Here is a 12,761-nt window from a genome sequence, read left to right on the forward strand (position 1 = left end):
GAGTACATCCAGTACGCGGGTCATGCTCCGCCTTGCGAGGCACCGCACCGGACGCCGCGAGCTTTCCGGCAAACCTTTCCGGTCACAGCACTAGGCGGCGTCAGGCCCGATCGCCCCGCGGTTCGAAGACCGGGGCCGCCCACCGGGGCGGAGGCTCGGGGCGGTTCTGGCCTGCTGCCGCGAGTCCGCGGTCCGCCTCCGTCGGCGGATGTCGCCGGGGTGAGCCGGACAGCAGTGCCGTCCTCAGTGCGGCGACGAACGCGAGGCAGGTGGGGTGGCGGGCGTCGGGGGTCTTGGCGAGGGCCTGCGCGAAGACGTCGTCGACGGCGGGCGGCAGGTCGGGGCGGGCGGTGGTGAGCGGGGGCGGCTCGTCGTACTGGTGGGCCCACAGCAGGGCCATGTCGTCGTCGCGCCGGAACGGCGGGTGGCCCGCGAGGGTCTCGTAGACCACGCACGCCAGGCCGTACACGTCGCAGCGGCCGTCGACCGGGCGGCCGGAGATCTGCTCGGGGGCGACGTAGTCGAGGGTGCCGACGAACTGGCCGACGGTGGTGAAGCCGGTGAGGGACAGCGACTTCTTCGTCAGGCCGAAGTCGGTGAGGTAGACGTGTTCGGGGTGGTCGCTGTCGGTGCCGCGGTCCATCAGGATGTTGCCGGGTTTGACGTCGCGGTGGACGAGGCCGTGCTCGTGGGCGGCGTCGAGGGCGGAGGCGACCTGGGCGGCGATCCGGGCGGCGGCGGCCGGCTGCAGCGGTCCGCGGTCGTCGAGGAGGTGGCGCAGGTCGCCGCCGGCGACGTACCGCATGGCGATGTAGAGGAGTCCGTCGGTCTCGTCGGCCTCGAAGACCGGCACGATGTGCGGGTGGTCGATCGCCGCGGCGACCCGGGACTCGTGGGTGAAACGCTTGCGGAAGGTGTCGTTGCGGGCAAGTTCGGGGGCGAGCAGTTTGAGCGCGACGGTCCGTTCCAGGCGCAGGTCGCGGGCGCGGTACACGACGGCCATGCCGCCGCGTCCGATCTCCCGCTCGATGCGGTAGCCCGCCACCTGGCGGCCGATCAGGTCGGAGGGCCGGCCGGAGAAGGGGCTCGTCGTCTCGCGGGTCACCGGCGTTCGCCGTCGGGCGTCACGACCCGGGTCGGGGCGTGGCCGATGTCCGGGCCGCCCTCCGGGCCACTGTCGGGGCCGCCGTCCTGGCCGCCGTGCGGACCGGCGTCCCGGCCGCCGTCCTGGACCGCGGCGGGCGGGTCGTCGGCCGCGTAGGTGCTCAGCCGGCTGCCGTCGCCGTACACCCAGCAGAACCAGGCGGGGTCGTAGAGCCAGACGGACTCGCCGTCGACGACCACGCCGATCCGCAGGCCCTGGGTGCGGTGGTGGAAGGCCTCGCCGTCGAGGCCGCCCGTGGCGAGTTCCTCGACGGCGGCGCGGTAGCGGGCGAGGGCCTGTTCGGTGCGGCCGAGCAGGGGGCGCGGGTCGGCGGCGGTGGTGGGGGGGTCGTCGGGGAGGGGCGGGTCCTGGGGCACGGCGACGAGGTAGCGGCCGTCCACCCAGGCCGACCAGCCGTTGGAGCACAGTACGTGTCCCCAGTCGCCGCGCCGCTCGACGAGCCGGACGGGCAGCAGCGGGTCGAGGGGGACGGTGGGCCGGGCCGGGTCGGGGGTCTCCCAGGCGGGCATGCCCTGCTGGGGGACGACGTGCGTGGGCCGGAAGCCGGGGTGCGTCATCGCGGGCCTACTTCCGCATCACGGCGGGTTCGTGCCGGCGCAGCAGCCGGGAGACGACGAATCCGAAGGCGGCCGAGAGCACGACGAGCATGCCCACGTTGAGCAGCCACACCCCCGTCGAGTGCGCGAACAGCGGGTCGCCGGTGAGGTCGCCGGGCACGATCCGGGCGAGGTCGAGGGTGCCGGCCATGGCGGCGAACGCCCAGCGGGAGGGGATGAGCCAGGCGAGCTGTTCGAGGCCCGGCACACCGTCCAGCGACAGCAGGGCGCCGCAGAAGACGACCTGGACGATGGCGAGGAGCACCAGCAGCGGCATGGTCACCTCTTCCTTGCGCACCAGGGCGGAGACCACCAGGCCGAGCATCATCGCCGTGAAGGCGAGCAGGGCGACCGCGACGGTGATCTCGGCCAGCGGGGGCATCAGGACGCCCTCTCCGCCGGGGGCGCCGAGGTCGACGCCGAGCAGGGCGACGAGCGTGAGCACGACCGCCTGCACGACGGTGACCGCGCCCAGCACGACGACCTTCGACATCAGGTACGCCGATCTGGACAGGCCGACGGCGCGTTCGCGCTGGTAGATCACGCGTTCCTTGACGAGTTCGCGTACGGCGTTGGCGGCGCCGGTGAGGACGCCGCCGACGCACAGGATCAGCAGCGCGTTCATCGCGGTGTCCCGGGTGAGCCGGTCGCCGGCGAGCGCGCGGGCCATGGCCCCCATCACGAACGGCAGGGCGATCATGATGACGAGGAAGGTGCGGTCGGCGCTCAGCGCGGCCGTGTAGCGGCGGACGAGGGTGCCGAGCTGGGCGCCGCGGCTGCGCGGGCGGGGCGGCGCCGGTACGACGATCGCGTCGGAGTGCGGCAGCAGCGGCTGGGCGCTGGAGTCGACGACGTACCGGCGGTGGAGGGGGGAGGCGGCGTACTCCCCGGCCCAGTCGCGGTCCCGGTCCCGTTCGAAGGCCTCGAAGGCCTCGGGCCAGTCGACGAACCCGAAGAAGGCGAGGGCGTCGTCGGGCGGGCCGTAGTAGGCGATCCGGCCGCCGGGGGCGAGGACGAGGAGACGGTCGCAGACGTCGAGGCTGAGGACGCTGTGGGTGACGACGACGACCGTGCGGCCGTCGTCGGCGAGGCCGCGCAGCATGTGCATCACCGAGCGGTCCATGCCGGGGTCGAGTCCGGAGGTCGGCTCGTCGAGGAAGAGCAGGGACGGTTTGGTCAGCAGTTCCAGGGCGACGCTGACGCGTTTGCGCTGGCCGCCGGAGAGGCTGTGCACGGGCTGGTCGGCGCGCTGTTCGAGGCCCAGTTCGCGGATGACCTCCGCGACGCGCGCCCGGCGTTCGGCCTTGGCGGTGTCCTGGGGGAAACGCAGTTCGGCGGCGTAGGTCAGCGCGCCGCGGACGGTGAGCTGGGCGTGCAGGATGTCGTCCTGCGGGACCAGGCCGACGCGCTGGCGCAGTTCGGCGTAGTCGCGGTAGAGGTCGCGGCCGTCGTAGACGACGGTGCCGTGGTCGGCGGGACGCTGCCCGGTGAGGGCGCCGAGCAGGGTGGACTTGCCGGCGCCGCTGGGTCCGACGACCGCGAGCAGGCACTTCTCCCCCACCGGGAAGGACACGTGGTCGAGGAGGACCTTGCGGCCCCGGTCGACGGCGACGGTGAGGTCCTGCACGTCCAGGGAGACCTCGCCGGTGTCGACGTACTCCTGGAGTTCGTCGCCGATCAGGCAGAACGCCGAGTGGCCGATGCCGACGATGTCTCCGGCCCCGAGGGGGGCGGCCGTGACGGGCAGGCCGTTGAGGTAGGTGCCGTTGTGGCTGCCGAGGTCGGCGATCTCGTAGGTGCCGTCGGGCAGGGCGCGCAGTTCGGCGTGGTGGCGGGAGACGACGAGGTCGTCGAGGACCAGGTCGTTGTCGGGGGCGCGGCCGATACGGACGGTGCGGGTGGGCAGCGGGCGGACGGTGGTGGGCCGGCGGAACGTCCCGGTGACGGCGGGGTTGGCCACCGCCGAGGGGCGTGGCGGTGCGGGCGGCGGGCGGCCGGTCAGGACGGCGCACGGGCCGTCGTCCGGGCTGCCGAAGCGGATGACGCTGCCGGGGCCGATGCTCCACTCCCGGACCCGGCGGCCGTCGGCGTAGGTGCCGTTGGTGCTGTGCTCGTCCGCGAGGGTCCAGTGGTCGCCGTCCGGCCGCAGGACCGCGTGGTGCCAGGAGACGCGGGCGTCGTCGAGGACGATGTCGCTGAGCGGGTCGCGGCCGACGTGGTAGTCGTGGCTCGGGATCATCACCGTGGTGCCCGTCTCGGTCTCCAGCACGAGTTCGGGCGCGGTGGACGTGATCGGCGACTCCGCCATGCCGGAATTCTATCGATTCGCACCGTTGCGTGCCGCGCGGGAGACCGGGCTGCGGGCCACGGAACCGCAGCGGCGGACACCGGTCAGCCGACCGGCATCACCAGCGGCGGTACGGTGCGCTGCATGCGCAGGGCGTCGACGGACTCGGCGAGCAGTTCGTACTCGGTGGTCTCGTCGCTGGCGGCGATCCGCACCAGCCGGCCGGCCGCCAGTTCGTCGGCGATCAGTTCCTGCTGGTCGACGTCGGCGCACCAGGCCCTCAGCAGGCGGGGGACGTCCGGCACGGTGTCGGAGACCGGGACGAGGGCGCTGGGCGGGATGCCCGTGCTCTCCGGCCGGGGATCGAGCCGCTCGGCGATCCAGGAGGCCCGGTCCCTCAGCCACCACAGGGCGAGCGCCAGCGTCGGGGCCCGGTAGGTGCCGAGCGGGACCCCGATGCGGCGTCCGTCGCACACTCCGTACGCGGTGACATGGCACAGGAATTCGTCGTGCACGTCCTTCTCCCCCGTCGCTCGCTGCCGGTGCGGGCCTCGCTTTCCGTGCGGCTCCTGCGGGGTGAACTGCCCCTTGGGTTTGAGTATGTTGACTACTGAAACACTGTCACCATGCTTTTTTGGCCAGTCTCTTGGCATATTCCCCGACGTTCATGGCCGAAATACGGCAGGCCCGGGTCGGCGCCGTCATCACCCGTGGGGCAATCGACCGGGCGGGCGGGCGCGGGCAAGGTGGTCGCACCGGATCGGCGAAGCCCGAATCCGTGTCCTGACCAGCATCGACGACCCGTTGGGGGCTGATTTCCCCTGTCCGCGCAGACCGACCGCCACCAGCACGCCGTCGCCCGCCACCAGCACACCGTCGCCCGCTGCTTCGAGGCCTGGAACGCCCGCGAGCCCCGGAACCCGGGCCGAGGCCGTGGCCGACGCCTGGGCCCCGCAGGGCAGCTGCACCGACCCTCTCTCCGACGTACGCGGCCACGAGGGGATCACGGCCGTCGTCACGGCGGCACAGGACCGGTTCCCCGGTTTCGCCTTCCGGCTCACCGGCACGGTCGACGGCCACCACGACACGGCCCGCTTCGCCCGGGAGCTGGTGAGCGAGGCGGGCGGGTCGGCGCCGGCGGCCGGCTCCGACGTGATCACGCTGGACGCCGACGACCGCATCGTCGCCGTCCTCGGATTCCTCGACCGGGTGCCCGCCGGGGCATGACCGGTGAATTCCTCCGCTCGCGGCGGTCAGCCCGGGGAAAGGCGATGATCGCCGCGAACGGAGGACGCCGTGCACGAAACCGTGCACGACACCGCGGAAGCGGAATTCACCGCCGTTCTTGGCGAGAGCTTCGAGAAGAGGCGGGCGAATCCGTCACCGTCCGGCCGGCGTAACGGCTCAGCCGTTGATCACCGCGTCGATGCGGGCCAGTTCGTCCGCCTCGAACTCCAGGTTGTCCAGGGCGCCGACGCTGTCCTCGATCTGCCGGGCGCTGCTCGCGCCGACCAGGGCGGAGGTGACGCGGCCGCCGCGCAGCACCCAGGCCAGGGCGAGCTGGGCCAGCGACTGGCCACGGGACCTGGCGATGTCGTCGAGGGCGCGGAGCTTGCCCACCAGTTCACCGGTGAGGGCGTCGGAGTTCAGGAAGGGGCTGTCGCTCGCGGCCCGCGAGTCCTCCGGGATGCCGTCGAGGTAGCGGGCGGTGAGCACGCCCTGCTCCAGCGGGGAGAAGACGATGGAGCCGACCTGGAGCTCGTCCAGCGCGTCCAGCAGGCCCTCGCTCTCGGGGCGCCGGTCGAGCATCGAGTAGCGCGGCTGGTGGATGAGCAGCGGCGTGCCCAGCTCGCCCAGGATGCGGGCGGCCTCGCGGGTCTGCTCGGCCGAGTAGTTGGAGACGCCGACGTACAGCGCCTTGCCCTGCTGGACCGCGGAGTGCAGGGCGCCCATCGTCTCCTCCAGCGGAGTCTCCGGGTCGGGGCGGTGCGAGTAGAAGATGTCGACGTGGTCCAGGCCCATCCGCTTCAGGCTCTGGTCCAGCGAGGACAGCACGTACTTGCGCGAGCCCCACTCGCCGTAGGGACCCGGCCACATCAGGTAGCCGGCCTTGGTGGAGATCACCAGCTCGTCGCGGTACGGCGCGAAGTCGGCCTTCAGGAATTCGCCCAGCGCGGACTCGGCGGCGCCGGGCGGCGGGCCGTAGTTGTTCGCCAGGTCGAAGTGGGTGATGCCGAGGTCGAAGGCGCGGCGCAGGATGGCCCGCTGGGTCTCCACGGGACGGTCGGGCCCGAAGTTGTGCCACAGTCCGAGCGACAGCGCGGGGAGCTTCAGGCCACTGCGTCCGGTGCGCCGGTAGGGCATGTGCGCGTAGCGGTCGGGGTGTGCGGTGTACAACGCGACTCCAGGGGGGGTTCGGCTCGGAAGACCGGTCCCGGCAACGGCAGGTCGGCCACGGGACCGTCATCCACTCTCGCCCTGCCTGCGGGTAGTGGTCCAACAGAAGAATCCGATGGAATTCAGCGGATAGGCTTCTCAATCATGGAACTGCGCCACCTCCAGCACTTCGTCGCGGTCGCCGAGGACCAGCACTTCACCCGGGCCGCCGAACGCCTGATGGTCTCCCAGTCGGGGCTGTCGGCGTCCATCCGCGCGCTCGAGCGGGAGCTGCGGGCGCCCCTGTTCGTCCGCACGACCCGCCGGGTGACGCTGACCGAGGCGGGCCGCGCGCTGCTGGCGGAGGCGGAACGGATCCTGGTGCAGGTGCGCGCCGCGCACGAGGCGGTGGCGGCCGTGCAGGGCGTGGTGCGCGGCACCCTCTCGGTGGGCACCGAGCAGTGCATCGCCGGGGTGCACGTGGCGGGGCTGCTGGCCGCGTTCCGGCGGCGCCACCCGGATGTGGAGATCCGGCTCCGGCAGTCCGGCTCGGGCGCGCTCGCCGAGGAGGTGGCCGCCGGGCGGCTGGACCTGGCCTTCGCCTACCGCACGCAGGCGGACAGCGACCAGCTGCGTTCCGCCTCGCTCGCCGGTGAGCCGATGTACGTGCTGTGCCATCCCGACCACCGGCTCACCGGCGCCGCGGCCGCGCCGACCCCGGCCGACGTCGCCGACGAGGTGTTCGTCGACTTCCACCCCGACTGGGGCCCGCGCCGCGCCACCGACGCGGCCTTCGCGGCGGCCGGGGTCCGCCGGACGGTCGCGCTCGAGGTCAACGACGTGCACAGCCTGCTGGACCTGGTGGACGAGAACCTCGGCGTCGCCGTCGTACCGCGCCACTTCCGGCACAAGCGGGAGGCGCTCACCGCGCTGCCCCTCGAGGGGACGGGCGAGGTGGTGTACGAGACGGTCGCCCTGCTGCCGCCCGCCCGGGCGACCAGCCCGGCGGCACGCGCGCTGATGGCCCTGCTGGAGACGGAGCGCGGCGGATAGGGCCCGGCCGGGAGGCGGCGCCGGGGCGGCGGGTGCGCGATGGTGGACGTATGCATGCCAAGGACATCCTCATCGACGGCTACGGCCGCGTCCGGGAAGAGGTCCACGCCGCCGTCGCAGGCCTCGACCCGGACGACCTCAACGCCCGGCCGGCCGCCGGGACGAACTCGGTCGCCTGGCTGGTCTGGCACCTCACCCGCGTCCAGGACGACCATGTCGCCGACGCCTTCGGGCTCGATCAGGTGTGGCTCTCACAGGACTGGGAGAAACGCTTCGGCCTGCGTCTGCCGCGCCGGGACACCGGGTACGGGCACAGCGCGGCGCAGGTCGCCGAGGTACGGGTCGCCGACGGCGACCTGCTGACCGGTTACCACGACGCCGTCCACGCGCAGACCCTCCGGGCGCTGCGCGGGGTGACCGCGGCGGACCTGGAGCGCGTCGTGGACGAGCGCTGGGACCCGCCGGTCACGCTCGGCGTACGCCTGGTCAGCGTCCTGTCCGACGATCTCCAGCACGTCGGACAGGCCGCCTATGTGCGCGGGCTGCTTCAGAGCGCGGCCGCGTAACCCGGCAGGACGACGTCCTCGATGAGGGCCTTGCGCTCGTCGAACGGGACGAAGGCGCTCTTGAGGGCGTTCACGGTGACGGTGCGCAGGTCCTCGACCGTCCAGCCCGCCTCCTCGACCAGCAGCGACATCTCACGCGTCATCGTCGTCCCCGAGACCAGACGGTTGTCGGTGTTGAGGGTGACGCGGAAGCCGAGGTTCTTCAGCGCGGTGATCGGGTGCTCCGCGATGGAGGTGGCGGCGCCGGTCTGGAGGTTGGACGTCGGGCACATCTCCAGCGCGACCCGGCGGTCCCGCACCCAGCCGGCCAGGCGGCCGAGCTTGCCGTCGACGATGTCGTCGGTGATGCGCACGCCGTGGCCGATGCGCTGGGCGCCGCAGACCTGGAGGGCCTGGTGGATGCTGGGCAGGCCGTGCGCCTCGCCGGCGTGGATGGTGAAGGGGACGTTCTCGCGGCGCAGGTGCGCGAAGGCGTCCAGGTGGTCGGCGGGCGGGAAGCCGTCCTCGGCGCCGGCGATGTCGAAGCCGACGACGCCGGCGTCCCGGAAGGCGACCGCGAGGTCGGCGGTGGCGCGGGTCCGGTCGAACATCCGCATGCCGCACAGCAGGGTGCCGACGCGGACCGGGGTGCCGGCGGCGGCCGCCTTGGCCATACCGGCCGCGAGGCCCTCCTGGACGGTCTCGACGACCTCGGGGAGGGTCAGGCCGCCGTCGAGCATCAGCTCGGGGGCGTAGCGCACCTCGGCGTAGACGACGCCGTCCGCGGCCAGGTCGAGAACGTACTCCTCCGCCGTGCGCAGCAGGCCCTCGCGGGTGTGCATGACGGCGAGGGTGTGCTCGAAGGTCGCTATGTAGCGGACCAGGTCACCGGAGTTGGCGGCCTCGAAGTACCAGGCGGCCAGTTCCTCCGGGTCCGTGGCCGGCAGGGTGTGGCCCACCTCGGCCGCCAGCTCGACGACGGTGGCGGGGCGCAGACCGCCGTCGAGGTGGTCGTGCAGGACGGCCTTGGGGAGCCGGCGGAGGGTGGCGGCGTCTACGCGCGTAGCGGTCATGGTGGATCTTTCCTCGGGCGGGGCTGGGCGGTGGGGCGGGGTTCCGGCCGCGGGGCGCGGAAGAGGGCGAGGGCCGGCGGGGTCAGCCGGCGGGCTGGAGCAGGTCCCAGCGGTTCCCGTACAGGTCCCGGAAGACGGCGACGGAGCCGTACGGCTCGTGGCGGGGCTCCTCCAGGAAGGCCACTCCGGCGGCGCACATCCGGGCGTGGTCCCCCGCGAAGTCGTCGGTGTGCAGGAAGAACCCGACCCGTCCGCCGGTCTGGTCGCCGACCCGGGAGCGCTGGGCGTCGCCCTTGGCCCTGGCCAGCAGCAGGCCGGTGCCGTCCTGGTGATCGCCGGGCCGCACGACGACCCAGCGCGATCCGTCGGGACGCGCCTCGTCCTCGACGAGGCGGAAACCGACGGCCTCGGTGTAGAAGCGGATCGCCTCGTCGTAGTCGTCGACGACGAGGGTGACCAGGGCGATGCGACTCATCGGGACCTTTCGGGAGGGCTGATCAGCGAGAGAGGTTATACGTAAAACCTCACGGACGCCAGTCGCTTCCGAAGGAACCGGGTCGGACCTGGACCCGCGCCGCGTGCGCGGCCGGGGCGGGCGCCGGCCCGGGCGGGCCGGGCGGGCCGGCGCCCTTGGGCTCCTCACCCTCCCCGGGTTCCGCCCACGCCCCGCCGGCCCGACCGGGGACGCGCCGGTCGGCCTTGCGCGCCGGCCCGACCGGCGCGGGTGGCGCCATCCGGTCCGCGGCGAGGTCAGGGCAGGGTCGGAATGCGGGGCCCCGGTCGGTGACGGCGACGGTGTGTTCGATGCGGGCGGCCCTGCTGCCGTCGGTGGTGCCGAGGTCGACCGCCTTGCGCAGGACGGCGATCGACCGGTCACGGTCGCCCGGGGCGCCGAGGCGGAAGGCGGCGTCGCCCGTGAGCCGCATCGTGCCGAGGCCGATGCGGCTCACGGTCGTGTCGCCGGGTCTCCAGGTTCCCGCGGCGTCCGCGGTGATCGGATCAGAGGCCATCGGCGAAGTGTGGCGCAGACCCTTCGGGTTCACAGGCCCTTCGGGTTCAGCAGTAGAGGTTGCCGCCCGGGGAGACGCCCAGGATCTGGGCGAACTGCTGATATTTGGTCACCCGGCTCTGCACCTGCGCCGGGTTCTTGCCGTCGCACTCCAGGGAGCCGTTGATGGAGCGTATGGTCTGGCCGAACCCGGCGCCGTTGACCATGGCGTTGTGCGGCGTCATGGTGCCGGGACCGCTCTGGGTGTTCCAGTACCACAGGGCCGTCTTCCAGGCCACGGCCGCGTCGTTCTGCACCAGCCAGGGGTTGTTGAGGAGGTCGATGCCGAGCGCGTCGCCCGCGGCCTTGTAGTTGAAGTTCCAGCTGAGCTGGATGGGGCCGCGCCCGTAGTAGGCGGCCTGGCCGGCCGGGCAGCCGTACCACTGGCTCCAGTCGCAGTAGTGCGGGTAGTTGGCGGTGTTCTGCTCGACGACGTGCACCAGACCGCCGGTCTCGTGACCGACGTTGGCGAGGAACGCCGCCGCCTCCTGCTTCTTGGTGGTGTCGCCGCCGGTGGTGGTGAAGCCGGGGTAGGCGCTGAGGGCGGCGGTGAGGCCGCTGTAGGAGTAGAAGGAGTTCCGGCCCGGGAACATCTGGTTGAACTGCGCCTCGGTGACCACGAAACGGCCGGCCGGCGTCCCGGGGCCGGTGTCGCAGGCGTACGGCTCCCAGTACCAGGTGCTGATGACGGGGTCGTAGCCCGGGTTGTCGTGCTCGGCCACGTAGGCCCTGCCGTCGGTGTAGCGGACGATGTCGCCGGTGCGGTAGGCCTTGCCGGCCACCCAGTCGGGATAGCTCGAACAGGCGGCGGCGGACGCGCTCGTGGCCGGCAGGAGCACCGGCACGGCACCGGAGAGGACGAGTGCGGTCACGACCGCGGAGATACGGCGCCTCGACACGGGATCAACTCCTTCACGGAGCACGGCCGTCCCCGGCACGGGGCAGGGCGGAGCCGGGCCTCGTGCGCGTACCGGTGAAGCCGGTCACGGCTCGGGGCGGCCGTGGTGGGGGGATGTCGGGGCACACTCAACCGCTTTGGTCTGTACCAGTCAAGGGTGTAGACCAGTCGATCCGGCCGGGCCGCGGCCGGACCGACTGTCCGGGGTGTCGCCGGAACCTCCCGCGATCCGGGAGGACGGTCCTGCTCGGCGACCCTGCCCGGCGGCTCAGCCCAGCGGCTCAGCCCAGCGGCTTCTCCAGCACCGCCTTGCGGTGGCTGAAGGTCTCCATCGAGTACCGGCCGTGGTAGTTGCCCATGCCGCTCTCCCCCACTCCGCCGAACGGCAGGTCGGAGACGGTGAGATGGGCGAGCGGCAGACCGTGGCCGAGGCCGCCGGAGGAGGTCTCGGCGGCGATGCGCGCACGGGTCTCCTCGGACCGGGAGAAGACGTACAGCGCGAGGGGCTTGTCGCGGTCGTTGATGAACGCGATCGCCCCGTCGAGGCCGTCGACGGTCACGATCGGCAGGATCGGGCCGAAGATCTCCTCCCCCATGACGGGCGAGGCGGGGTCGACGTCGGCCAGGACGGTCGGCGCGATGTACTTGTCCGCACGGTCGCTGCCGCCGCCGACCACGACGCGGCCGGAGTCGAGCAGGCCGGTGAGCCGGTCGAAGTGGCGCTCGTTGACGATCCGGCCGTACTCGCCGGAGGCCTGCGGGTCGGGGCCGTAGACCTTCTCGACGGCCTGGGCGAGGAGGGGTTCCAGGGCGGCGGCGGTCGCGGGGTCGGTGAGGACGTAGTCGGGGGCGACGCACGTCTGGCCGGCGTTGAGGAACTTGCCGCGGGCCAGCCGGTCGGCGACGACGGCGAGGTCGGTGTCGCGGTCGACGAACGCCGGTGACTTGCCGCCGAGTTCGAGGGTGACCGGGGTGAGGTGCTCGGCGGCGGCCCGCATCACGATGCGGCCGACGGTGCCGTTGCCGGTGTAGAAGATGTGGTCGAACCGTTCGGCCAGCAGAGCCGTGGTCTCCGGGACGCCGCCCTCGACGACGGCGACCGCGTCGGTGTCGAGGTGGGCGGGCAGCAGCCGGGCCAGTGCGGCGGAGGTCGCCGGGGCCAGCTCGCTGGGCTTGACGACGACGGCGTTGCCCGCGGCGAGGGCGCCGACGAGCGGGGCGAGCAGCAACTGGGCGGGGTAGTTCCAGGGCGCGATGACGAGGACGACACCGAGCGGGTCGTACTGGGTCCAGGCCCGGGCGTCGGCGCCGAGGTGGGCGGGGGCCGGGGCGGGCTCGGGACGCAGCCAGTCGTCGAGGTGGCCGAGGGTGTGGTCGATCTCGCGGATCGTGAAGTCGATCTCGGTGCGGTAGGCCTCGGTGGCGCTCTTGCCGAGGTCGGCGTGGAGGGCTGCGGCCAGGTCCTCGCCCCGTTCCGTGAGCATCTCGCGCAGGCGGCGCAGCTGTCCGGTCCGCCAGGCGGCGGGCTTGGTGCGGCCGGTGCGGAAGGTTGCGCGCAGCCGGGCGACGACGTCGGCGGGCTGCTCGGGGATGGCGGTGGTCACGGTGCCTCGCTGGTGGTGCGCGGGCTTCTCAGCCCTGGGTACGGGTGGCGAGCGGTCGGCTCGGTGTATATGCCAACCTTTCATGCGCCAAAACATATTCCCCGGCTCGGCCGCTT

At 72.8% G+C, this 12,761-nt stretch carries 12 protein-coding genes and 1 pseudogene; 3 read left to right on the top strand and 10 right to left on the bottom strand.

The genetic code is table 11. The features are described 5' to 3' along the window. Positions 1 to 100: 100 nt before the first annotated feature. The 4 genes from ACIP5W_RS33040 to ACIP5W_RS33055 form a co-directional block, all read right to left on the bottom strand. Positions 101 to 1,105, bottom strand: a complete 1,005-nt coding sequence (locus ACIP5W_RS33040; RefSeq protein WP_401481300.1) for a serine/threonine-protein kinase — start codon at positions 1,103 to 1,105, stop codon at positions 101 to 103. After that, on the bottom strand, positions 1,102 to 1,722 hold the full coding sequence (locus ACIP5W_RS33045; RefSeq protein WP_401481302.1) for a hypothetical protein: 621 nt from the start codon (positions 1,720 to 1,722) through the stop codon (positions 1,102 to 1,104). Before ACIP5W_RS33045 ends, ACIP5W_RS33040 begins: the two co-directional genes overlap by 4 nt. Positions 1,723 to 1,729: 7 nt before the next feature. Beyond that, the gene (locus tag ACIP5W_RS33050) at positions 1,730 to 4,069 is read right to left on the bottom strand and encodes an FHA domain-containing protein (protein WP_401481304.1); all 2,340 of its coding nucleotides are present in this window, start codon (positions 4,067 to 4,069) and stop codon (positions 1,730 to 1,732) included. Positions 4,070 to 4,152: 83 nt separating this feature from the next. Next, entirely contained in the window at positions 4,153 to 4,563 is a 411-nt protein-coding gene (locus ACIP5W_RS33055; protein WP_401481306.1) for a hypothetical protein, read from the bottom strand. Positions 4,564 to 4,869: 306 nt separating this feature from the next. On the opposite strand from ACIP5W_RS33055, the pseudogene ACIP5W_RS33060 reads away from it, so the two are divergent. Beyond that, positions 4,870 to 5,275 (top strand): annotated as a pseudogene (locus ACIP5W_RS33060) (nuclear transport factor 2 family protein). A gap of 177 nt (positions 5,276 to 5,452) precedes the next feature. Here the strand turns inward: ACIP5W_RS33060 and mgrA are convergent. After that, entirely contained in the window at positions 5,453 to 6,445 is a 993-nt protein-coding gene (gene mgrA, locus ACIP5W_RS33065; RefSeq protein ID WP_401481308.1) for an L-glyceraldehyde 3-phosphate reductase, read from the bottom strand. Between the two features lie 144 nt (positions 6,446 to 6,589). Here mgrA and ACIP5W_RS33070 point away from each other — a divergent pair, with 144 nt between their 5' ends. Further along, positions 6,590 to 7,477: a LysR family transcriptional regulator gene (locus ACIP5W_RS33070; protein WP_401481310.1), complete on the top strand. Its 888-nt coding sequence runs from the start codon at positions 6,590 to 6,592 to the stop codon at positions 7,475 to 7,477. A 50-nt stretch (positions 7,478 to 7,527) separates the two neighbouring features. After that, complete coding sequence (locus tag ACIP5W_RS33075; protein ID WP_401481312.1) at positions 7,528 to 8,043, top strand: DinB family protein; 516 nt, start codon at positions 7,528 to 7,530, stop codon at positions 8,041 to 8,043. On the opposite strand, the gene ACIP5W_RS33080 is transcribed toward ACIP5W_RS33075, so the two are convergent. From ACIP5W_RS33080 to ACIP5W_RS33100, 5 genes are all read right to left on the bottom strand, one after another. After that, the gene (locus tag ACIP5W_RS33080) at positions 8,025 to 9,095 is read right to left on the bottom strand and encodes an adenosine deaminase (protein WP_401481314.1); all 1,071 of its coding nucleotides are present in this window, start codon (positions 9,093 to 9,095) and stop codon (positions 8,025 to 8,027) included. The two genes, ACIP5W_RS33075 and ACIP5W_RS33080, sit on opposite strands and share 19 nt — an antisense overlap. An 82-nt stretch (positions 9,096 to 9,177) precedes the next feature. Then, complete coding sequence (locus ACIP5W_RS33085; RefSeq protein ID WP_401481315.1) at positions 9,178 to 9,570, bottom strand: VOC family protein; 393 nt, start codon at positions 9,568 to 9,570, stop codon at positions 9,178 to 9,180. A gap of 49 nt (positions 9,571 to 9,619) precedes the next feature. After that, the gene (locus ACIP5W_RS33090; RefSeq protein WP_401481317.1) at positions 9,620 to 10,105 is read right to left on the bottom strand and encodes a hypothetical protein; all 486 of its coding nucleotides are present in this window, start codon (positions 10,103 to 10,105) and stop codon (positions 9,620 to 9,622) included. 46 nt (positions 10,106 to 10,151) lie between these two features. Next, the gene (locus tag ACIP5W_RS33095; RefSeq protein ID WP_401481319.1) at positions 10,152 to 11,042 is read right to left on the bottom strand and encodes a glycoside hydrolase family 19 protein; all 891 of its coding nucleotides are present in this window, start codon (positions 11,040 to 11,042) and stop codon (positions 10,152 to 10,154) included. A gap of 280 nt (positions 11,043 to 11,322) precedes the next feature. Continuing rightward, positions 11,323 to 12,645 carry an aldehyde dehydrogenase family protein gene (locus tag ACIP5W_RS33100; RefSeq protein WP_401481320.1) on the bottom strand — a complete coding sequence of 441 codons (1,323 nt, stop codon included), beginning with the start codon at positions 12,643 to 12,645 and terminating at the stop codon, positions 11,323 to 11,325. Between the last annotated feature and the right edge of the window lie 116 nt (positions 12,646 to 12,761).

This window comes from Streptomyces sp. NPDC088766, assembly GCF_044750845.1.
GTDB lineage: Bacteria > Actinomycetota > Actinomycetes > Streptomycetales > Streptomycetaceae > Streptomyces.